The organism is Bacillus sp. PK6-025 (assembly GCF_056530265.1).
This window is the reverse complement of sequence record NZ_CP096509.1, coordinates 2,352,003-2,372,437: the sequence shown is the minus strand read 5'-3', so window position 1 is coordinate 2,372,437 and position 20,435 is coordinate 2,352,003. Positions and strand designations below refer to the sequence as shown.

Sequence of the window (20,435 nt, the reverse complement as noted above, 5' to 3'; positions counted from 1 at the left end):
GGCGTATTAAATAAAGCTTTATACAGAAAGGATCTTATACATGAAACCGTTGCTTAAAGAAAACTCTCTCATCCAAGTCAAAGACATTTTAAAAGCCCATCAAAATGTAAAAGATGTTGTCATTCATACCCCCCTCCAAAAAAATGAGAGGCTCTCCGAGAGGTACGATTGCAACGTATATTTAAAAAGAGAAGACCTGCAGGTTGTCCGCTCTTTTAAACTGAGAGGCGCCTATTATAAAATGAAGCAGCTTTCAAAAGAAACGACGAAAAACGGGGTCGTCTGCGCCAGTGCAGGAAACCATGCGCAGGGGGTCGCTTTTTCCTGTAAACATCTCGGTATTCACGGAAAGATTTTTATGCCGTCGACGACTCCGAGGCAAAAAATTTCTCAAGTCGAATTGTTCGGCAAGGAATACATCGAGATCATCCTGACAGGCGACACGTTCGATGATGCATATCAAAGCGCAGTCGCCTGCTGCGAGGAAGAAAAACGGGCATTTATCCACCCGTTTGACGATCCTGCCGTCATGGCCGGACAGGGAACGGTTGCGGTCGAAATCTTAAACGATATCGAAACAGAACCCCATTATTTATTTGCAAGTGTAGGCGGCGGCGGCCTGCTTTCAGGAGTGGGAACCTACATGAAAAACGTGTCCCCGGATACAAAGCTGATCGCGGTTGAGCCCAAAGGCGCGCCGGCTCTATTTGAATCAAACAAAAAAGGCGAAGTCGTGACCCTCGAGAAAATCGATAAATTTGTAGACGGAGCCGCCGTGCAAAAAATCGGCGAAGAGACATTTAAAACGCTTGAAACCGTTGTAGATGATATTTTGCTCGTTCCCGAAGGAAAGGTATGCACCGCGATTCTTGAGCTGTACAACCAATGCGCGATTGTCGCCGAGCCTGCGGGAGCGCTGCCGATCGCCGCTTTAGACCTTTACAGGGATGAAATCAAAGGAAAGAATGTCGTATGCATTGTGAGCGGAGGAAACAACGATATCGGCAGAATGCAGGAAATCAAAGACAGATCGATGATGTATGAAGGACTCCAGCATTATTTCATCGTGAACTTCCCGCAAAGGGCGGGAGCTTTGCGCGAATTTCTAGATGAAGTGCTCGGGCCGACCGATGATATCACCCGGTTTGAATATACGAAGAAAAATAATAAAAGCAGCGGCCCTGCGCTCGTCGGCATCGAATTGAAACAGCGCGAAGACTACGAGCCGCTGATTGCGAGAATGGACCGTAAAGGCTTCCGCTATGTCGAAGTGAATAAAGATGAAGGGCTCTTTCATTTGCTGATTTAAGAAATTTTTTTGAAAACACGTATAAATCAAAGACAACGGCTCCTGAGATTATGTATAATAAAGAAAATATCTCATAAATGAGGATTGATAGCTTGTTACTTAAAAGCCTGGAGTTCAAACGTTCGGATGGACAGAAGGTGAAGGTGACGGAAATACCCCTGCTGAAGGAGGACGACCCGCATTTTTTTATGGCCAGTCTGAGGCTCGAAATCTTTTTAAAGACACTCTATTGCTCAAAGCGGAAAAAAAAACGTCTACTCCTTTAGGGACTACTTAAAGAGAGCATTGAAATGGCAGGATTACCTCGCCATTTATCAAGAGGAAGAATTGAAGCATAATGCATAAGAATTGATAGCATTCTTTGCCGGCCCATGAAGACAGCCAAATCCGCTTGGAAAAGGGCGGAAGACGGCATTCGGCCGGCAAAGAATTTTTCATGCCGAATTTGGCCTCACTAGGAAATTCACCATTTGAACCGACAGGATGTGAAGGGAATTGCCAAGCATTAAAATTGTAACGGACTCAACAGCTGACTTGAGCGAAGAACTGCTCAGAGAATATCATATTTCCGTTCTCCCGCTCTCGATATCAATCGACGGCATTGTTTACAGAGACAGGTTCGATATTCAGCCGGACGAATTTATTGAGAAAATGGAGAGCGCCGCAGAACTCCCGAAAAGTTCACAGCCGCCTTTAGGCGCTTTTATCAAACTGTACGAAGAGCTGACCGCTGACGGAAGCGAAGTGATCAGCATCCATCTCTCAAGCCAATTGAGCGGGACATACCAGACGGCTGTAAGCGCTTCAAACATGGTCGACGGGAATATTACGGTGATTGATTCCATGTATATTTCAAAAGGCCTCGGCTTTCAGGTCGTACGAGCCGCCTTGCTGGCCGAAGAGGGAATGACGGCCGAAGCGATTGTAAAAGACCTGGAGAACTTGCGCGACCGGACATCCCTCTATGTGACAATTGATCATTTTGATAACTTGATCAAAGGCGGCCGCATCGGGAAAGGAAAAGCGCTGATCGGCTCATTGCTCAAGGTTAAGCCGATCGCGAGGCTTGAGGACGGAATCTATACGCCCGAAAAAAATGTCAGGAGCACCAGTCAGCTTATCCGTTATTTAACGGGTCAATTTCTTTCCGCGGTGAAGGGAAGGACGGTGCAAGCGATCGGCATCGCCCATGCCGATGCACTCGACCTTGCTCATAGGCTGAAAGACTCTTTGCTTGAACATATCCCGGGAATCGATATTGATATTGCGTACACAACGCCGATTATCTCTGTTCATACCGGAAAAGGAGCGATCGGTTTTACTTTTTACACCGATTGAAAAAGGGGATGGAAGGATTGAAAAACGTTTTTGGCATTTTCCTTGCAGGGATTCTCACAGTGTTTCTTTCGTCCTGCGGAACTAGCAAGATTGAAAATTCTTTAAACTATGACGTACAATCTTTTTCTTTTCAAAATCAAGACGGGAAAACCGTGTCTCTTGAAAGTTTAAAAGGCCAGGTGTGGGTGGCCGACTTTATATTTACGAACTGTAAAACGATCTGTCCGCCGATGACTTCACATATGGCTGAACTGCAAAAACAAATGGAAGAGGAAAACCTGCAGGCCCGCATCGTCTCTTTCAGCGTTGACCCCGAAAATGACACGCCGGAAAAGTTGAAAAAATTTGCGGCCAACTATCCGCTCAATTTTCAAAACTGGGATTTTTTAACTGGATACTCGCAGGAGGAAATTGAAAAATTTGCGCTGAAAAGCTTTAAAGCAATCGTGAAAAAACCTGAAGATGAGGATCAGGTGATTCACCAATCGTCATTTTATCTAGTCGATCAAAACGGCAAAGTCGTCAAGGATTATGACGGTGCAAAAAATACGCCGTACGATGAAATCATCGCCGATATTAAGACGCTGGAAAACCGTTGATAAAAACGGGCGCCTGCCGCTGAAGCCTGCTTCCTGACCACCGGAAACAGGCTTTTTTTTACACCTGTCAAATCATTTTCAAAAGAATCAAAACATGGTACACTTTTTTTTAGGTATCTAGAAGGAAGGGGCATCATTTTTGAACATACGGTTTATAACAGTCATGATGGCCCTCGTCTGTCTGCTTTCAGCCTGTACGGAATGGAATGCGGGCGTTGAAAAAACATCGGTCTCCCCTAAGCGCGATATCGTGATTGCAGCAGTGGGCGATTCTCTGACAGAGGGGGTAGGCGATCAAGAGAAGAAAGGCTATGTCGGCATGGTGGCCGACGAGCTTGAAAGCCGGAGCGATGTGAAGTCCGTAACGGTCAAAAATTATGCCGTTAAAGGCTCCCGGACTGATCAGCTGCTTGAAAGATTAAAAGAAAAAGAAGTACAAGAGGGCCTGAAAGATGCAGACTACATTTTGTTTACAATAGGGGGCAACGACCTGATGAAAGTCGTCCGCCAAAACTTCGCGCACTTAACGCTTACACCTTTCCGCGTTGAACAAAAACTGTTTGAAAAGCGGTTTTCGAATATTTTAGCGGAAATTAGAGAGCAAAACGCCAGCGCTGAGTTGATTTATGTCAGCATGTATAATCCGTTTAAGTTTACGCTGTCTGAACTGAGGGAAATTGACCAAGTCGTAGACGAATGGAATGAAGGAGCAGAAAAAAGCCTGAAAAAGGTCTCCAACACGAAAATAGCGAATATCGCTGATATTTTTGAGGAATACAGCGATGAAAAGAAGATTGCAAAAGATGAGTTTCATCCTAATCAATACGGATATTCTTTAATAGCGAAACGCGTTTACGAACAAATTAAAAACGAAGACCCCCAAGCAGAATAAGGTGAAAAAATGAAGAAATGGAAGAACTTATTTTTAATTTTAGCAGCAGTCAACGTCATCATACTTGCCGGGATTTTCATTCTCGTATTCATGCCCGGCGGTCAAAAGGAACCGTCGCGGCCGACTCCGAGCGAATACCAATTGAACGTGACGAGCACGAAAGAATCATTGGCCGCATTCATCAACACATATTTGGAGAAGGAGTCTTCGCCGGATCTTGACTATCAAATCGAAATCGACGATGAATTCCACATCGTCGGTGCGATCCGCGCCTTTTCCTCGACAGTCGATGCGAGGGTGTCCTTTCGGCCGACAGTGGAAAAAAACGGAGATGTGGTTCTTGACGTGACGAGATTTTCGATCGGCAAGTTAAATGTTCCGATATCGATGGTGCTGAACTACATGGATCAATTTTATGATCTTCCTGATTTTGTACACGTTCGTTCGGATGCTAAAGAAATTCAAGTCCGTCTGTCAGAGATGCCGCTTAAAAACGGAATGTATGTGAAAGCAAAAGACATTGATTTAGAAAAAGATCAAATCGAATTTGTTTATTATCAGCCTGCACAAACAGATTCATAGATCGTGCGGCGGGATTTACAGGGGTGAACATATGGAACGTATCTACACATATTTCAGCTTGCTGTCTATGTTGTTTTCACTGTACTTCGGCGGCCTCGCCGCCTTCAGTTTCATCGATGAAAACATGGACAAGATGTATTTGAACATCGGGTATTGTGCGTTGTTTTTAAGCATTATGATCTTTACCCTAGATGCGAAAAAACATAAAAAAACTGACCATCACAATCAATAATTGCCGGCAAAATCCTAAAACATGAGACCGTTTTAGGATTTTGTTGTCCATGCTTCAGCAGACTGTAAAAGAGACATCAGGTCTCTTTTTTTTCGCTATGAAGGCGGAGCTTTGGCAGGAAACGGTGCCGCTTTTATTGTGAGAGAAGGGGAGCCGTTGACGAAACCGAGGCCATACAAAGTTGTGGATTCCCCGGCGTGAAGCGTGATTTTCGGAACCTTCAGCAGGACCGCTGTTGAACCGGCGGCCTTTACCTCCATGTCGATTTTCTGTGAACGCACCTGGATGTACCGCGTGACCGTTTGAAAGGGGACACTTGAAAACAGGACAGGTCCGTTTTGCACCGCAAAGTCAAGAGCCGGAGAGTCCGGTGATAAATGAACGAAACGGATGCTGCGGCTTTCCGGATCAGCCGCAGGCCGGTCATACATTCCGACGGGAATGAGCTTTGCAGCTGTGCCTGTAACGGCAACCGTGCAGTACCCGCCGTGGATCAGGTGATACTGTACCGACAGCAAGGGACCGTGCGCCCTGCCTCTTTGGAAAACATCGATTTGAATACGGCCGGCAGGAAACCGGACATAAGAAGATAAATCTGTATAGGAGATGTTTTGAAAAACGGATATGCCGTTTACGAATACGTCGAGATTGTCGGTGTGAGGAGCCGCGTGGAGCAGTCTGATCATCGCTGCTTTTCCGCCGTTTCGAAAATAAAAGGGCGCCTCTACAGGCGGAAGATGGTAGCAGTTCCTCCGAAAACCCTCCGCCATTTGACGGGCATCATGATCTGTAGAGAACATTTTGTCACGCCCCTTTGCATGCTTTCTGACATTATATGAGGCTGCGAAGCCATCGGTCACATCGCGATCAAGACGACAGATGAAAAGGAGTAAACAATGAAAACGGATTTTACATACGGAAATGTGTTTAAACAGCTGGTCTTTTTTTCCGGCCCGATCATTTTAGCCAATCTTTTGCAGATTTCATTTCAATTCGTCGATAGCTTGTGGGTCGGAAATCTGCTCGGAGCAAAAGCACTCGGTGCTGCGGCCGTCTCAGGGACGGTTTTCTTTACGGTGCTGTCGTTCGTATTGGGCGTCAACAATGCGGCGCTGACGATTCTTGCGCAGCAGAAAGGAAAAGGGGATAAGAAGGGACTTACTTCATATATCAACGCGTTTGTTGTTCTGATGACAGCGATGAGCGTATTGCTCGGGGTTATCGGCTATTTTTTCACAGAGCCTCTGCTTTCGCTTCTTCAAACGCCCGGCAATATGATGGATTTGGCTGCAAGCTATTTGAGCATTCATTTTATCGGGATTATATTCTTATTCGGCTATAATTTCATCAGTACAGTGTTAAGGGCGGTCGGCGACAGTCAAACACCTTTGCGTTTCGTCCTCTTGGCCGTCATCCTGAACCTGTTCATGGATCCGCTGTTTATCTCGGTATTCAACCTCGGAATTGCCGGAGCGGCCTATGCAACCGTCGTTTCCCAAGGGATTGCTTTCATTTACGGTGTGGTCTATACGGTGAGAAAGCGGCTTGTTCCATTTTCAAAGCCCGCGCTTCCGTCTCTGGAAGAGACGTCCGTCATTTTGAAGCTCGGAGTGCCTGCCGGCTTGCAAATGATGGTGATTTCAGGCGGCTCGATGGCGATTATGAGCGTTGTCAATTCATTTGGAGAACGTGTCGTGTCAGGGTTTGGCGCGGTACAGAGGCTTGACAGCCTGCTGATACTCCCGGCGATGGCCATCGGCACGGCTGTCAACAGTATGGCTGGCCAAACCGTCGGCAGCGGCGATATGGAGCGTACGAAAAAAATTGCTCACTACGGCGTCATTTATGTTCTGCTGTTTATGGCTGCCGTCAGCACCGCGATATTTCTGACAGGCTATCATGCGGTCAGGCTGTTTATTTCGGAAGCCGATTCAGCTGCATTCGGGGAAGAATATTTAAAAACGATTGCTTTTTTCTATCCGTTTATCGGGATTAACTTTGTGTTAAACGGTGTTGTAAGGGCAGCGGGTGCGATGTTTCAAATTTTGGTGCTGAACGTGATTTCTTTTTGGGTTTTGCGCTATCCGTTTACATACTTATTTTCAAAGTGGCTTGGCGAAAACGGCATAGCACTTGGCATTGGAATGAGCTTTATGCTGAGCAGCCTGACCGCGTTTTTATATTACCGCTACGGGAAGTGGAAGGACCTCGTTTTATTTGAAAAATGAAAGAACAAGCTCCTGCGGCAAGCCCCGGAAGCGATTCCCGCCGGGCATCTGAAGCAAAGAAACAAAAATGCTGTTAACGTCTTAATAATTGACGATATATACAATATAAAATGAGTTTGGTGTTGGGGGCTTGTCATGTTTTTAATCGATTTATTTTTGAATTTGTGCATTTTAATTACTTCACTCTTTATCTACACTCAGCTAAAGTGGAATATTTTTTCCCGAAAAGCTACAAACAAACAACTTAATTGGATTGACGGCGTCATGGGAGGATTGCTCGGGAATGTGCTCATGTTCTTTTCGATCCAGGCAACCGATGAAACGATCGTTGATTTGCGTTATGTGCCCGTTATGATTTTGTTTCTATTTACGGGCGTCTTTCCGGCCTTTATTTGTTCTCTGCTGATTATAGGAGGAAGATTTGTTTACGGGGGGAATATATCTTCGATTGCAGCGCTTACAGGAATGATCGTTATATTCATAGGATATTATCTCATCCTCAGGGTCATGGATAAAGACGCTGACACTTATCGAAAGACATTTGCTTTGGTTATTTTTGCTAATGTGGCGATTTCAATTGTGATCTTGATGCTCCTCCATGATTTCCATTTAGTAAAAATTTTAATGATATGGTTCTGGATTTTATCTACTATCGGCGGATTTACATCAGTATATGTCGTCTCATATTTAAAAAAATCTCATTTTCTGTTGAAAAAGTATGAAGAGGAGTCGTCGCTTGATTATTTAACGGGATTGAATAATGTCCGCCATTTTGATGCGATATGGAATGCTCATATTTCAAACGCAAGGGAGAAGAACGAGAAACTGTCTTTGCTTATGATCGATATCGATTATTTCAAAACGATTAATGATACATACGGACATTCAAATGGAGACGTGATTTTAAAAGAACTGGGAACGATTTTAAAAAAGTCAACACGTGCGGAAGGTATCGTATCAAGAAACGGCGGAGAAGAGTTTTCGGTCATATTGCCGAACAGTTCTCATTCGCAGGCTGCAGAGATTGCTGAAAGGATACGCAAGGAAGTGGAGACACACACTTTTTCAATTTCTCATTCTAAAAAGATTCATATTACCGTTTCGATTGGGGTTGCGGCATTTCCGGAGGTCATTCGCAGTACGGACGAGTTGATTGAAAAAGCCGACCAATGTTTGTACAGGGCTAAGCACCTTGGGAGAAACCGGGTGTGCGCCTCCGTTTGAATTCACGTTAAGCTGCACGAAAAAGGATAGATGAAACGATGTCCATCTATCCTGTCTTTATTATGTTCGTTTATCGAATTCCGCAAGTTTGATAAAAGTCTTTTCGTCTTCAATTAATCCGCACGCGCCGCACTGCACTTTTATGGCGGGACCGCTGTAGGGCAGGTGAAATGGAGAAAGCTCGTCATCTGAATACGTTTCCATGATCTCCCCTGTTGCCGGATCAATCTTAACGGATGTCGGAGACTGTTCGATTAAGTTGAACCGTGTTCGGTTTGTTTTGCAGTTTGGACAAAGATAAGGAGCTGTCATATGTCAATACACCTCTTTTTTAATTAAGGTGCACAGATTCGGGCCAATTTATGAAAACCCGATTAGCGCTGTTCCCGTTTTTTGTCCAATTTGCTGAACAGTTCAATCAGCGTTTTCAGCTCTTCATCACTGAAGCTGCTGAACCGCTTGAAATAATATTCCGTTTTCTTTTCTTCAAAATATCTGATAATTTCTTTTCCCGCGTCTGTCAGATGGATTTTGATGATCCGTCTGTCTTCTTTTGACCGGACTCTCGTGATCCATCCTTTTTCAACCAACGCATCGGTTACAGCTGTGATATGGCTCGCAGAAACGCCTAAAATCGTTGCAAACTCCGTGACTTTCTTCGGACCTTGCTCACTCAGCAGGCGGAGAATCATGAATTCATTGCGGGACATCTCTTTTTCGAGCAGCTCATTTATCTCATCACGTATCTGTTTAAATACTGTGCGAAGCAGTGCTTCCATATCATACATCATTTGTTCTCTAACTTTCAAAATTTCGCCCCTCCATATAAGTAGCAAATTTCAGCTTTTTTTAAAAAGGAATGACCGAATCAGCATGAATATTATTTTTCATGAACATGATATCACTATGATACCATAATTTTCGTTTTTCAAGTGTATGTTTCAGAAGATTTTTAGTTCATTTGACCATCAATTGAACAACGGTCCATGACAATGATAGATGAATACTGCTGTTTCTTAGAATTTGGTGATGGCAATGACATATTATTGTCATTTTTTCTTTTTAGGCAGCGGCTGATTTTGCGATGAGCGGGAGAGGGCTTAAAAATGAGCATGCTGTGATATAATGGTTCCCAACAAATGTTGAAAAGAAGGAGGCAGAACAGATGGCTGAAAAACGAGAACTCGCCACATTTGCCGGAGGCTGCTTTTGGTGTATGGTCAAGCCTTTTGACGAACAGCCGGGCATTATAAAAGTCGAATCCGGCTATACCGGCGGCCATACGGAAAATCCGACCTATGAAGAGGTTTGCAGCAATACAACGGGACATAGGGAAGCGGTGCAAATCACGTTTGATCCCGATGTCTTTCCATACGAAAAACTGCTGGAACTCTACTGGCAGCAAATCGATCCTACTGACAGCGGAGGACAATTCGCAGACCGCGGCGAGTCTTACCGGACAGCGATTTTTTACCATAATAACAAGCAGCGGAAACTCGCTGAGGAATCGAAGAAAAAGCTTGAAGAAAGTGGCATTTTTAAAGATCCAATCGCGACCGACATTCTGGAAGCCGCGCCATTTTATCCGGCTGAAGAATATCATCAGGATTATCATAAAAAGCATCCTGAACGCTACACACAGTATCGGATCGGAAGCGGAAGAGAAGGATTTATACAACAGCATTGGGGGCGTAAGCATGGCGAACAATAAAGAAGAACGGCTGAAGCAGCTGACCCGGATGCAGTATGAAGTGACGCAGAAAAACGGGACGGAGCCTCCATTCCAAAACGAATACTGGGATCTGCACGAAGACGGAATCTATGTCGATATCGTGTCGGGAAAACCGCTGTTTTCATCGCTTGACAAATTTGACGCACACTGCGGCTGGCCAAGCTTCACAAAACCGGTCGATACCGGGGAGATCGAAGAAAAACTTGACACTTCACACGGCATGGTTCGGACTGAGGTGAGAAGCAAGTCTGCCGATTCCCATCTTGGACACGTGTTCCCGGACGGCCCCGGACCGGACGGCCTGCGTTATTGCATCAATTCAGCAGCCCTCCGTTTCGTGCCGAAGGATGACCTTGAGAAAGAAGGGTACGGCGAATATGCCAAGCTGTTTGAAGGGGAAAAATAGATCTTAAAGGCACTCGTCGTGTACCTTAGTATGATAAATAACCAATGGTTTGCCCTCTTTGCTCTCACAAAGCAGAGAGGGCTTTTTCATCTCCGAATTTGGAATTGAATACTCCGAGCTAGAAAGTCGAGTAGTTTCTATTGCTAAAGTAAAGCGGCATAAGACTGCCGTGAGGATACCCAGCATATAGAAAAATCTGTTAACATCCCACGAAATACAAACGAAGAAAGCTGAGAAAAACGGCATGTTCAGATGACTTTTTTCAAAAGGGCCATCTTTTTTAGAGGATTTTCTGCTCTGAAAGCGAAAAACAATATAATAGAACATCTTAGAAAAGAGGCAGCCGTTGTGACATCCATTTCAAACACAGAAGACCGTTATTTAATGCTGACATGCAGCAAAAAAGTTGAGTCGCATTATCATATATACACAGATGACCAGATCCCGCAAATGTTTTCATCTCATTTTCTGCAGCTGCAGGACGAATTTCCGCTGAGAGAGCTGTACTCCCTGCTCGTTCGGGTACCCGATATTTTAAACCGAAATTATATTCATGTGAAAAGCTCTTTTAACCGCGATCTCCCTTTCACAATGAAAAAGTCGCTCTTTGATCTTGGATACATTCTTGATGAAGAATTGTTTTATTCGATCCGGCTTGCAGATTGGAAAGGAGTTTCCCCTGTGCGGGCAGAATGGGGGACGAAGAAATCTCTCATTGACGGCTGCCGCATCATGCAGGCTTATGATTCGTTGTCGATCAATGAAGCGTTTGCGAAGGAAAAGCTGCTGCGCAAGTATCGTTTTTACGAGGAAGGCATCATTCAGCTGTGTGTCTGCTACTCGGAAGAAGGAGAACCGATTGGATGTGCCGAGCTTTATCTCGATCAGGACGAAAACGTTGCTAAAATCGAGGAAGTCGCCATTTTGGAGCCTTATCAGCGGAAAGGCTATGGATCGGGCCTTATCAAGCAGATGCTCGTCGCTGCCAAACAATCGAGCATGGAATCGTGCTATCTTGTGACTTCGGGAAGCGATCAGGTGAAAACGTTTTATGAAAAGCTGGGTTTTCAGCAGAAGGGAAAGCTTACGACGGTATTTAAATATTTGTTTGAATAAAGTAGGCAGGTGCACATACCAATTGGGACTTGGCCTGCATAGGCTGGGGTGTAGACTTTATACGAAAGGATGATAAGCCTGTGCATTACTCCCATTATTGCTGTCCTACTGGAGGATACGGCTACGGGTTTCACGGCAGAAACACATTTGTGCTCATCGTTGTCCTCTTTATTTTGCTCATCATTGTCGGTGCGGCTTTCATTTGCTAGCTAAAAGCCCAACGCCCGGTCGCATGACATGCTCACAAAGCCTTCCATCCGGAAGGTTTTTTTGTTTTTGTTGTAAAATTTTACATATATATGTAATATAATCATGAGGTGAAAATATCGGACAAACGGGGGAGAAACTTTGAAATATGCTTGGGTCATTAAAGGGGACTTTTTCAGACTGTGGTCTGGAACGTTTTTATCGCTCTTTAGTTCGGTTCTTTTCTATTATTCATTGGTATGGTGGTCTTTAGCTGAAACCGGAAGCGCCCTTTCGGGAAGCGTCGTGATCGGCATCGGGCTGACTGTCTCGATTTTGATATCGCCGTTTACAGGCTGGCTGTCCGACAGGTTTCACAGGGGGAAATTGATTGCGGCTTCAGATATGATCATTTCAACTGTATTTTTAATAATCGGATTTTTGGCGCTGTCAGGCATGAGTTCAGTTATGTTACTGGCGGTTGCAAGGGTGATTGTATCGGCATGTTTGACCGCAATCGAACCTGCTGCAAGATCGCTCTTGCCGGATACACTGAGGAAAGAACAAATTGAAAAAGGAATCGCATTTCAAGAAGTGATCACACAGCTTATCCAAGTGATCGTTCCGCTTGTCACAGGGATTCTGTTTTCCTTTCTGCATTTCGGCTGGTTATGGGTGCTGTGCGGAAGCCTCTCCTTCCTATCCATCTTTTTGGAGTGGAGAATCAAAGATAAAAGGGGCAGCCAAAAGCGTATTCCTTTTACAAACAAACAATTGTTCAGCGGTTTTACAAGCTTGCTTCAAAATAAGCCGCTCAAGTATTTGTTGTATGGGACGAGCATACAGCAGCTTGTATTCAGCGGTTTTCCAATATATATCGTCATTTGGACCTCGCTATTATTAAAAGATCAGGCTTGGCTGGGCGGCGCTTTTCAATCATTTTGGGCGTGCGGGACGCTGTCTGCGGCGCTTTTCTTGTCTTTTATCGCAAAACCGGAGCACGCAAAAGCTGCTGTGCCCGCTTTAATGCTGATTTTCGGCCTGCTTTTGTCGCCTCTAGGCTGGATTAATCATGTCGTGCTCGGCGCCGCGATTTTGATCGTCATCGGAATGATCAGCGGCGTAGTCAACATCTATATTGAAGGTTACTTGCAAAGGGTAACGGAAGGTGAAAACAGAGGCAGATCGCTGGGCGCTTTTTTTGCGGTCAACAGCGCTTTTATGCCGCTCGGCTATGCGGCCGCGGGAATGTTGTCGGATGCTGTCAGTCCCGAATATTTATTCCTCATCGTCGCACTGCCCGCGCCGTTTGCTGCGTTTTCGATGATGAGATCATTTTATTTATGGGAAAAACAGACGAAGGAAACCGTTGCTTTGCAGGACAAAACGTCAATGTGAATAAGCGCGCTTGGAAAAATAAAAGGAAATGTCCTTTTATTTTTTTGTTTACACTAACGGCGATCGCTCCGAAATCAACCATTTCACTTGAAAAGAGAATGCCGCCTTTTCCCCATTCATATAATGTAAAGAAAAACCTCTCATTGGGGAAGGGGGGATGTTTTCATGTCATTTTTGATTAAGCCGGATTTGCACGCAAGCTATCCGGTCGTTCAGTATGCAAAAGGAAGCTGGATTGTCGACAATTCCGGAAAACGGTACCTTGACGGCTGTTCGGGGGCTGTTACCTGCAATCTCGGGCACGGTGTACAAGAAGTGATTGATTCTCTCAAAGAGCAGCTTGATTTCGTTTCATTTGTCTACCGTTCACAGTTTACGAGTGAACCAGCTGAACAGCTTGCCGAACTCCTTGCTGAATGGCTGCCGGGTGATCTGAATTGGTCTTTTTTTGTCAACAGCGGGTCGGAAGCTGTTGAAACCGCCATGAAAATCGCCGTTCAATACTGGCAGGAAAAAGGACAAAACGACAAAACGATTTTCCTTTCAAGATGGAACAGCTATCACGGAATTACAAACGGAGCCCTGTCGCTGTCGGGATTTTATGAGCGCCGCTACAGGTTTACGCACATGCTGCACAAGTATCCCGCCGCTTCCGCGCCAAACTGCTACAGATGCCGGCTTTCTCATCCCGACTGCCAGGAAGCGTGCGTGAAAGAAATCGAGCTCGCCATTAAAAGGATCGGCAAGCAATTTATCGCGGGCTTCGTGGCCGAACCCGTCATCGGGGCTGCTGGAGCAGCCATAACAGCGCCCGATGGTTATTACAAAAAAGTAAAAAAGATTTGCGAAGAAAATGAAATTCTTTTTATTGCGGATGAAGTCATGAGTGGGATGGGAAGAACCGGCCGGTTGCTGGCGATTGAACATTGGGGTGTGACCCCGGATATTGCCGTACTCGGCAAGGGGATGAGCGCAGGGTATTCACCGATTGCCGCAGCTGTCATATCCGATGACATCATGGAAACGGTCAAAAACGGCTCAGGAGTCATCATGAGCGGACATACGTACAGCGCAAACCCTTTTTCAACCCGTGCGGCGCTCGCCGTTCTCCGCTACATTCTGAAGCACGATCTTGTCAAACAAGCCAGGATAAAAGGGGAAAAGCTGAAAAAGATGCTGAAAGAAATCATGAAACAGTCGAGCATCATTGGCGACGTTCGGGGCAAGGGGCTTCTTATCGGGATTGAATTTGTCGCCGATCGAAAAAGCAAAAAGACATTTCCTTCATCAATGCCGGTGTCGGCTCTCGTCATTTCCGAAGCGAAAAAAAGAGGCCTGCTTCTTTATCCGTCCCAGGCGGGCATTGACGGCGGCGGGGGAGATGCGGTCATCATTGCGCCGCCCCTTACGATATCGGATCAAGAGCTGGAAGAACTTATTCATATATTTAAACATGCCGTACACGAGATTGAAAAACAAGCAGAAAAGGTGATACGCGAAAGATGACGGTCCTGAACAAACGAATTGCTGTTGAAGATGCGATTGCCGATTTGAAAGACGAAGCGACCGTCATGTTTGGCGGATTTGGGGGAGTCGGTTCACCGCCTTCTTTCATCAGTGCGATTTTGAAAAAAGGCGTAAAAAATTTAACGGTCATATGCAATGACGCAGGCTTTCCCGGCATCGGCATCGGGCCATTAATCGTCAATAACCGCGTAAGGCGGCTGATCGCTTCCCATATCGGATCAAATCCCGTTGCGGGAAAACAAATGACTGACGGTTTTCTCGCCGTTGAATTTTCACCGCAAGGGACGCTCGCGGAAAGAATCCGTGCGGGCGGCACAGGTCTTGGCGGCATTTTGACCGATATTGGGATCGATAATGACATGGTGCGTCAAGGAAAGAAGATCGTTTCTTTGAATGGTCGTGCATACCTTGCCGAAGAAGCGCTGAGTGCGGAATACGCTTTTATTTATGGGAAAACCGCCGATGAATTCGGCAATATCATCTACGACAAAACGGCGCGTAACATGAACCCGCTTATGGCGATGGCTGCTGATCGGACATTTGCCGAAGTGGAGCGGATCGTTCCCCTGGGAGAGCTGGATGAAGAAGAAATTGTAACACCCGGTGTTTTTGTCGAAGGTGTCGCTGAAACGGAAGGGGTGAACTGGAAATGGGTTTGGGAGTCATAGAGCGGGAGAGAATTGCAAAACGGGCGGCCCGCGAAATCAAAAGCGGAATGATTGTCAATCTGGGCATCGGCATTCCGTCTTTAGTTCCCAATTTTTTAGATCCGGGCACTTCCGTTATGATCCAATCTGAAAACGGGCTTCTCGGCATCGGCGAGTCGCCTGAAAAAGGAAGGGAAGATGAGAATCTTTGCAATGCGGCAGGCTGGCCTGTCACCGTAGTAAAAGGCGCTTCTTATTTTGATTCGGCTCTGTCGTTCGGCATGATCAGAAAGGGCGCGATTGATGTCACGATTCTTGGTTCTCTGCAGGTCAGCCAGTCAGGGGATCTGGCCAACTGGATCGTCCCCGGCAAAAAGGTTCCTGGAATGGGAGGGGCGATGGAGCTTGCCCAAAAGGCGAAAAAAGTCATTGTCGTGATGAGCCATACCGATAAAAACGGCGCCCCCAAACTTGTCGCCGACTGCACTCTGCCACTGACTGCAAAAGGCTGCGTTGACATGGTGATTACAGAAAAAGCCGTGATCACCATTGACAGCGGCGGCTTTGTATTAAAAGAGCTGATGAATGAAGAGGATCTTGATGATGTGCTGCGGCTGACGGATGGAAAGGTCCGGATCGAACTGCCGCTTTCGTAAGAGGAGGAATTGGATGGAGAACATAGAGAGAAAGGTGTGCGATTGGATCGATTCGCACGAGAAAAAAGCGGTTCGCCTTTTGAAAAAACTCGTCGGAGAAAAAAGCACAATGGGCAGTGAATTTACCGCCCAAGCTGTCGTCCTGGAGAAACTGAGGCAATTCGAAGCTGAAATCGATGTCTGGGAGCCGAGCATGAAGCAATTGGAACAGCACCCGCTGTTTAAATCAGACAGAACAAGCTTTAAAGAAAGCCCGAATATTACGGCTGTCAAAAGAGGAAAGGGCGGCGGGAAATCGCTGATCTTAAACGGACACATCGATGTCGTGCCTGAAGGAAACAGAAAAGACTGGGAGACGGAGCCTTTTCAGCCGGTCATGAAGCAAGGACGGATATACGGCCGGGGCACAACTGACATGAAAGGCGGCAATACGGCTCTTTTAATGGCGATGGAAGCGCTGGAGCAATGCGGGGTTCACTTAAAAGGAGACCTGATTTTTCAAAGTGTCGTAGACGAGGAGTGTGGCGGAGCCGGGACGCTGGCGGCCGTCATGAGGGGCTACAAGGCGGACGGCGCTTTGATTCCCGAGCCGACAAATATGAAAATGTTTATTAAGCAGCAGGGGTCGATGTGGTTCAGAATCACGGTCAAAGGGCTTTCTGCACACGGCGGCACAAGATATGAAGGTGTCAGCGCCATTGAAAAAAGCATGCTTGTCATCCAGTCGCTTCGCCAGCTTGAACAGGTCAGGAATAAGAGAATAACAGATTCTTTGTATGACAATATCCCGATTCCGGTTCCGATTAACATCGGCACGATCAAAGGAGGCGCATGGCCTTCATCGGTCGCTGACACGGTGACACTGGAAGGAAGGTGCGGAATCGCTCCGAACGAATCTCCTGAAGCCGTCCAGTCCGAGTTTGAAAACTGGCTCAATGATCTTCAATACCATGATGAATGGTTTAAACACTACCCTGTTGACATAGAATGGTTCGGCGCCATGTGGCTCCCAAACGATTTGGCTGAAGACCATGAACTGACGAAAGTGCTGAAATCCGCCTATCAAACCATCACGGCAAACGATCCCCTAATCGAAGCTTCCCCGTGGGCGACAGACGGCGGAATATTGTCGCACGCCGGAGGCACCCCTGTCATCGTCTTCGGTCCGGGAGAAACGAAAATGGCTCACCAGGCAAATGAATACATTGAAAAAGACGCCCTGATTCAGTCAGCCAAAATCATCAGCCTGTTTATTATGAATTGGTGTGATTATGAACGGTGAAAAGATCAGCTGTTTTGGAGGTTAAATATGGTGGAAAAATGGAGCAATGACAGCTGTACGCTTGAAGCGGATGTCGACTTGTTCAGTAAAAGAATCAGAATCATCAATTATGAAGGCGATGTGTGTTCATTTTTTCCCGCCATATTGAAAGAAGCAAAAAAACACGGCATAGGGAAAATGATCGTTTTCACCAAAACGAATGACAGAAACGCTTTGCTTGAGCGGACGTTTGAACCGGAAGGGAAAATTGACGGATACTTTAACGGGCATGATGCTGACGTGTTCGTAAAATATGTGAAAGAAGACAGGCGAAAAACCGCTGACTGGCTTGCGCAGGATCAAATGCTGACAGAGCTGTTCAGCACTCCCCGCATCGCGGAGGCCCAAAACGCTTCCTTTCATATCAGGCGGGCCGCCTCCAGTGATGCGCCTGGTCTCGCCGATCTCTACAACTGCGTCTTTCCTGTATACCCCGCGCCTGTTTCAGATCCGGCATATCTTAAGGAAGCGATGGGGAAAGGGGCTGTTTACTACCTCGCTTTTGACGGGGAAAAAGTGATTGCATCAGCAGGTGCAGACGTGAATCCCGTTTTGGGGAATGCGGAAATAACAGACTGCGCCGTCCTGCCGGAATACAGGGGCTTTTCATTGACGAGGCGGCTGATTGCCGCACTCGAAACCGATTTGAAACAAGCGGGTATCTTTTACGTTTATTCAATCGCAAGAGCAGCTTCTTTCGGGATGAACGCCAGTCTTTATCATTTATCATACTCATATAGGGGCCGGCTTTTGAACAACTGCCTCATTTATAAAACCATCGAGAACATGAACATCTGGTGCAAAAATTTAAGCCGGTCTTAAAAAGCGGTCTTCCGCGGGTTTTATATTTGAAGAGACACTTTTCACACCGGTCACATAACCTGAAAAGTATAGGGAAAATGCTGATAGGGGGATGAAAGATGGAAAACGGTCTGTTTCAGCCGAAAAGGCACTGGAAGGATATTGAGCTTTGGAAAGATGTTCCCGAGGAAAAATGGAACGACTGGATCTGGCAGCTGACCAACACCGTCAGAACGCTTGACGATTTGAAAAAAGTCGTCAATCTTACGAAAGAGGAAGAAGAAGGGGTGAGAATCTCCACAAAGACGATCCCTTTAAATATTACGCCGTATTACGCTTCACTGATGGATCCGGATGATCCGCGCTGTCCGATCAGAATGCAGTCGGTGCCCCTGGCAGAAGAAATGCACAAAACAAAATACGACCTTGAAGATCCCCTTCATGAGGATGAAGATTCGCCTGTCCCCGGCTTAACCCACCGCTATCCGGACCGGGTTTTGTTTCTCGTCACTAATCAATGCTCGATGTACTGCAGATACTGTACAAGGCGGCGTTTTTCCGGACAAATCGGCATGGGCGTGCCGAAAAAGCAGCTCGATCAGGCGATCGCATATATCCGGGATACGCCCGATGTCAGGGATGTCCTGATTTCAGGAGGGGACGGTCTTCTCATTAACGATCAAATTCTTGAATATATTTTGAAAAACCTCCGTGCGATCCCGCACGTGGAAATCATCCGGATCGGCACGAGAGCCCCGGTCGTCTTCCCGCAGCGGATTACCGACAAACTTTGCAGCATTTTGAAAAAGTATCATCCCGTCTGGCTGAATACGCATTTCAACACGAGCATCGAAATCACGAAGGAAGCGAAGGAAGCCTGTGAGAAGCTGGTCAACGCCGGGGTTCCGGTCGGCAATCAGGCCGTGATTTTGGCTGGTATAAATGACAGCGTTTCCATTATGAAAAAGCTGATGCATGATTTGGTGAAAATCAGAGTCCGTCCGTATTATATCTATCAATGCGATTTGTCTGAAGGAATCGGCCATTTCAGAGCGCCTGTCTCCAAAGGTCTTGAAATCATTGAAGGCTTGCGCGGACACACAAGCGGTTATGCAGTCCCTACCTTTGTCGTTGACGCGCCGGGCGGGGGCGGAAAAATCGCCATACAGCCGAATTACTTGATTTCGCAAAGCCCCGATAAAGTCGTGCTCCGCAATTTTGAAGGCGTCATTACGTCTTATCCTGAGCCTGAGAACTATATTCCGGGAAGAGCGGACGACTATTTTGCCGAAATTTTCCCTGATGTAATGAAGGAAAAAGAGGAGATCGGCATATCGGCAATCTATGCGGATCAAGCTCTTTCATACACACCGGACGGCTTAAAACGGCTTGAAAGAAGGGAGAGCTATTCCACAAGGCCCGATCATGAAACATTGAAAAGCCGCCGGGCAAAGCGCGATGAATTGAAAGAAAAGAAATTCCTTGCTCAGCAAAAAAAAGAAGGCGAAGCTGAGGGGCGTGTGCAATGAAGAGGTGTGAATGGTGCAGTGAAGAAAAAGCCGGGGAAGCCCGCACGGCGGTTTATTGGGAGCTTCCTGACGGGACGAAAGCGATCGAAATCACCGATACACCTGCGGTGGAATGCGAAGGCTGCGGCATGGTCTATCAGGAGGACAATGTCACTTGGGAAATTGAAAATCAGCTGCTCTTGATCGATACAAAAAAACTGCCTTCGTCCGTTTCGTATGATGCGCTGATGAAAACAGAGCGCATATTGAAGCGCAATTACTTTGATTTTTCTTCATGAAGCCGGCTTTTTGCCGGTTTTTTTTGTTTGTATTTTTTCAGACGCCCTGTATAATAGAACATCAAAAGAGGACAGGAGGGGAGACCGTGAAGTCTTTTTACCATTATTTAATGAAATACCGCCATCCGAAACCGAAGGACGCGATCAGCGAATTTGCGAACCACGCTTATCTTGATCACGGATTTCCCAAGACATCAACTCATTACGATGAAATCAGCTCTTACCTTGAGCTTAATGGGGATTATTTATCGTCAATGACGACATTTGATGAGGCTTGGGAGCAATATATTTCGGAAACAAAGCGATAAAAAATCCGCAGTTCTGAATAACTGCGGATTTTTTACGTTCGCCTAAAGCCGGCTGGGCTTTTCGGAAAACTCATCGGGCTTTGTAACCTTAGCCCATGCGAATTAACAGCACTCAGCATACGATAA

General features: G+C 46.2%; 24 protein-coding genes and 1 pseudogene. 22 read left to right on the top strand and 3 right to left on the bottom strand.

What is annotated here, in order from left to right:
* Positions 1-40: 40 nt before the first annotated feature.
* From ilvA to ypmT, 7 genes and pseudogenes are all read left to right on the top strand, one after another.
* Positions 41-1,309: a threonine ammonia-lyase IlvA gene (gene ilvA, locus M1D67_RS12145; RefSeq protein ID WP_020451874.1), complete on the top strand. Its 1,269-nt coding sequence runs from the start codon at positions 41-43 to the stop codon at positions 1,307-1,309.
* A 92-nt stretch (positions 1,310-1,401) separates the two neighbouring features.
* Positions 1,402-1,654, top strand: a pseudogene (locus M1D67_RS12140) (YpmP family protein).
* 150 nt (positions 1,655-1,804) lie between these two features.
* The gene (locus tag M1D67_RS12135; RefSeq protein ID WP_020451872.1) at positions 1,805-2,647 is read left to right on the top strand and encodes a DegV family protein; all 843 of its coding nucleotides are present in this window, start codon (positions 1,805-1,807) and stop codon (positions 2,645-2,647) included.
* Between the two features lie 8 nt (positions 2,648-2,655).
* Entirely contained in the window at positions 2,656-3,246 is a 591-nt protein-coding gene (locus M1D67_RS12130; RefSeq protein ID WP_031305174.1) for an SCO family protein, read from the top strand.
* A 139-nt stretch (positions 3,247-3,385) separates the two neighbouring features.
* Positions 3,386-4,138 carry an SGNH/GDSL hydrolase family protein gene (locus tag M1D67_RS12125; RefSeq protein ID WP_020451870.1) on the top strand — a complete coding sequence of 251 codons (753 nt, stop codon included), beginning with the start codon at positions 3,386-3,388 and terminating at the stop codon, positions 4,136-4,138.
* Between the two features lie 9 nt (positions 4,139-4,147).
* Positions 4,148-4,720, top strand: a complete 573-nt coding sequence (locus M1D67_RS12120; protein ID WP_020451869.1) for a YpmS family protein — start codon at positions 4,148-4,150, stop codon at positions 4,718-4,720.
* A 31-nt stretch (positions 4,721-4,751) separates the two neighbouring features.
* On the top strand, positions 4,752-4,952 hold the full coding sequence (gene ypmT, locus M1D67_RS12115; protein ID WP_020451868.1) for a protein YpmT: 201 nt from the start codon (positions 4,752-4,754) through the stop codon (positions 4,950-4,952).
* A 95-nt stretch (positions 4,953-5,047) separates the two neighbouring features.
* Here the strand turns inward: ypmT and M1D67_RS12110 are convergent, their stop codons facing one another.
* Positions 5,048-5,752, bottom strand: a complete 705-nt coding sequence (locus M1D67_RS12110; protein WP_059230629.1) for a DUF4397 domain-containing protein — start codon at positions 5,750-5,752, stop codon at positions 5,048-5,050.
* Between the two features lie 96 nt (positions 5,753-5,848).
* On the opposite strand from M1D67_RS12110, the gene M1D67_RS12105 reads away from it, so the two are divergent.
* A complete protein-coding gene (locus M1D67_RS12105) occupies positions 5,849-7,180 on the top strand; it encodes an MATE family efflux transporter (protein ID WP_105980476.1) in 1,332 nt (443 codons plus the stop codon).
* 135 nt (positions 7,181-7,315) lie between these two features.
* A complete protein-coding gene (locus M1D67_RS12100; protein WP_020451865.1) occupies positions 7,316-8,404 on the top strand; it encodes a diguanylate cyclase in 1,089 nt (362 codons plus the stop codon).
* A gap of 60 nt (positions 8,405-8,464) precedes the next feature.
* Here the strand turns inward: M1D67_RS12100 and M1D67_RS12095 are convergent, their stop codons facing one another.
* Positions 8,465-8,716, bottom strand: a complete 252-nt coding sequence (locus M1D67_RS12095) for a hypothetical protein (RefSeq protein WP_020451864.1) — start codon at positions 8,714-8,716, stop codon at positions 8,465-8,467.
* A 62-nt stretch (positions 8,717-8,778) separates the two neighbouring features.
* On the bottom strand, positions 8,779-9,213 hold the full coding sequence (locus tag M1D67_RS12090; RefSeq protein ID WP_020451863.1) for a MarR family transcriptional regulator: 435 nt from the start codon (positions 9,211-9,213) through the stop codon (positions 8,779-8,781).
* A gap of 356 nt (positions 9,214-9,569) precedes the next feature.
* Here M1D67_RS12090 and msrA point away from each other — a divergent pair, with 356 nt between their 5' ends.
* The 13 genes from msrA (at position 9,570) to M1D67_RS12025 (ending at position 20,309) form a co-directional block, all read left to right on the top strand.
* On the top strand, positions 9,570-10,115 hold the full coding sequence (gene msrA, locus M1D67_RS12085; RefSeq protein ID WP_020451862.1) for a peptide-methionine (S)-S-oxide reductase MsrA: 546 nt from the start codon (positions 9,570-9,572) through the stop codon (positions 10,113-10,115).
* Entirely contained in the window at positions 10,102-10,542 is a 441-nt protein-coding gene (gene msrB, locus M1D67_RS12080) for a peptide-methionine (R)-S-oxide reductase MsrB (protein ID WP_020451861.1), read from the top strand. Before msrA ends, msrB begins: the two co-directional genes overlap by 14 nt.
* A gap of 348 nt (positions 10,543-10,890) precedes the next feature.
* A complete protein-coding gene (locus tag M1D67_RS12075) occupies positions 10,891-11,658 on the top strand; it encodes a GNAT family N-acetyltransferase (RefSeq protein WP_052500264.1) in 768 nt (255 codons plus the stop codon).
* An 80-nt stretch (positions 11,659-11,738) separates the two neighbouring features.
* A complete protein-coding gene (locus M1D67_RS12070; RefSeq protein WP_003182774.1) occupies positions 11,739-11,867 on the top strand; it encodes a YjcZ family sporulation protein in 129 nt (42 codons plus the stop codon).
* A 139-nt stretch (positions 11,868-12,006) separates the two neighbouring features.
* Positions 12,007-13,242 carry an MFS transporter gene (locus tag M1D67_RS12065; protein ID WP_043054354.1) on the top strand — a complete coding sequence of 412 codons (1,236 nt, stop codon included), beginning with the start codon at positions 12,007-12,009 and terminating at the stop codon, positions 13,240-13,242.
* A gap of 165 nt (positions 13,243-13,407) precedes the next feature.
* Positions 13,408-14,748: an aspartate aminotransferase family protein gene (locus M1D67_RS12060; protein ID WP_020451856.1), complete on the top strand. Its 1,341-nt coding sequence runs from the start codon at positions 13,408-13,410 to the stop codon at positions 14,746-14,748.
* Positions 14,745-15,437: a CoA transferase subunit A gene (locus M1D67_RS12055; protein ID WP_020451855.1), complete on the top strand. Its 693-nt coding sequence runs from the start codon at positions 14,745-14,747 to the stop codon at positions 15,435-15,437. The genes M1D67_RS12060 and M1D67_RS12055 overlap by 4 nt, the downstream gene beginning before the upstream one ends.
* Complete coding sequence (locus M1D67_RS12050) at positions 15,419-16,072, top strand: 3-oxoacid CoA-transferase subunit B (RefSeq protein WP_020451854.1); 654 nt, start codon at positions 15,419-15,421, stop codon at positions 16,070-16,072. Before M1D67_RS12055 ends, M1D67_RS12050 begins: the two co-directional genes overlap by 19 nt.
* Positions 16,073-16,085: 13 nt before the next feature.
* A complete protein-coding gene (locus M1D67_RS12045; protein ID WP_020451853.1) occupies positions 16,086-17,354 on the top strand; it encodes a peptidase in 1,269 nt (422 codons plus the stop codon).
* 27 nt (positions 17,355-17,381) lie between these two features.
* Positions 17,382-18,215 (top strand): putative beta-lysine N-acetyltransferase, encoded by an 834-nt coding sequence (gene ablB, locus M1D67_RS12040; protein ID WP_145624881.1) that lies wholly within the window; start codon positions 17,382-17,384, stop codon positions 18,213-18,215.
* Positions 18,216-18,313: 98 nt separating this feature from the next.
* The gene (kamA, locus tag M1D67_RS12035; RefSeq protein WP_039072794.1) at positions 18,314-19,723 is read left to right on the top strand and encodes a lysine 2,3-aminomutase; all 1,410 of its coding nucleotides are present in this window, start codon (positions 18,314-18,316) and stop codon (positions 19,721-19,723) included.
* Positions 19,720-20,001, top strand: coding sequence for a YokU family protein (locus M1D67_RS12030; protein ID WP_020451850.1), 282 nt, complete (start codon positions 19,720-19,722; stop codon positions 19,999-20,001). Before kamA ends, M1D67_RS12030 begins: the two co-directional genes overlap by 4 nt.
* Before the next feature lie 86 nt (positions 20,002-20,087).
* Positions 20,088-20,309 (top strand): YozE family protein, encoded by a 222-nt coding sequence (locus M1D67_RS12025; protein ID WP_020451849.1) that lies wholly within the window; start codon positions 20,088-20,090, stop codon positions 20,307-20,309.
* Positions 20,310-20,435: the final 126 nt, after the last annotated feature.

Bases quoted from the DNA above. Each gene is read 5' to 3' on its own strand.
- ilvA (WP_020451874.1), top strand. From the start codon at position 41: ATGAAACCGTTGCTTAAAGAAAACTCTCTCATCCAAGTCAAAGACATT.
- M1D67_RS12130 (WP_031305174.1), top strand. From the start codon at position 2,656: ATGGAAGGATTGAAAAACGTTTTTGGCATTTTCCTTGCAGGGATTCTC.
- M1D67_RS12120 (WP_020451869.1), top strand. From the start codon at position 4,148: ATGAAGAAATGGAAGAACTTATTTTTAATTTTAGCAGCAGTCAACGTC.
- ypmT (WP_020451868.1), top strand. From the start codon at position 4,752: ATGGAACGTATCTACACATATTTCAGCTTGCTGTCTATGTTGTTTTCA.
- M1D67_RS12110 (WP_059230629.1), bottom strand. From the start codon at position 5,752: ATGTTCTCTACAGATCATGATGCCCGTCAAATGGCGGAGGGTTTTCGG.
- M1D67_RS12105 (WP_105980476.1), top strand. From the start codon at position 5,849: ATGAAAACGGATTTTACATACGGAAATGTGTTTAAACAGCTGGTCTTT.
- M1D67_RS12100 (WP_020451865.1), top strand. From the start codon at position 7,316: ATGTTTTTAATCGATTTATTTTTGAATTTGTGCATTTTAATTACTTCA.
- M1D67_RS12095 (WP_020451864.1), bottom strand. From the start codon at position 8,716: ATGACAGCTCCTTATCTTTGTCCAAACTGCAAAACAAACCGAACACGG.
- msrA (WP_020451862.1), top strand. From the start codon at position 9,570: ATGGCTGAAAAACGAGAACTCGCCACATTTGCCGGAGGCTGCTTTTGG.
- msrB (WP_020451861.1), top strand. From the start codon at position 10,102: ATGGCGAACAATAAAGAAGAACGGCTGAAGCAGCTGACCCGGATGCAG.
- M1D67_RS12060 (WP_020451856.1), top strand. From the start codon at position 13,408: ATGTCATTTTTGATTAAGCCGGATTTGCACGCAAGCTATCCGGTCGTT.
- M1D67_RS12055 (WP_020451855.1), top strand. From the start codon at position 14,745: ATGACGGTCCTGAACAAACGAATTGCTGTTGAAGATGCGATTGCCGAT.
- M1D67_RS12050 (WP_020451854.1), top strand. From the start codon at position 15,419: ATGGGTTTGGGAGTCATAGAGCGGGAGAGAATTGCAAAACGGGCGGCC.
- M1D67_RS12045 (WP_020451853.1), top strand. From the start codon at position 16,086: ATGGAGAACATAGAGAGAAAGGTGTGCGATTGGATCGATTCGCACGAG.
- ablB (WP_145624881.1), top strand. From the start codon at position 17,382: ATGGTGGAAAAATGGAGCAATGACAGCTGTACGCTTGAAGCGGATGTC.
- kamA (WP_039072794.1), top strand. From the start codon at position 18,314: ATGGAAAACGGTCTGTTTCAGCCGAAAAGGCACTGGAAGGATATTGAG.
- M1D67_RS12030 (WP_020451850.1), top strand. From the start codon at position 19,720: ATGAAGAGGTGTGAATGGTGCAGTGAAGAAAAAGCCGGGGAAGCCCGC.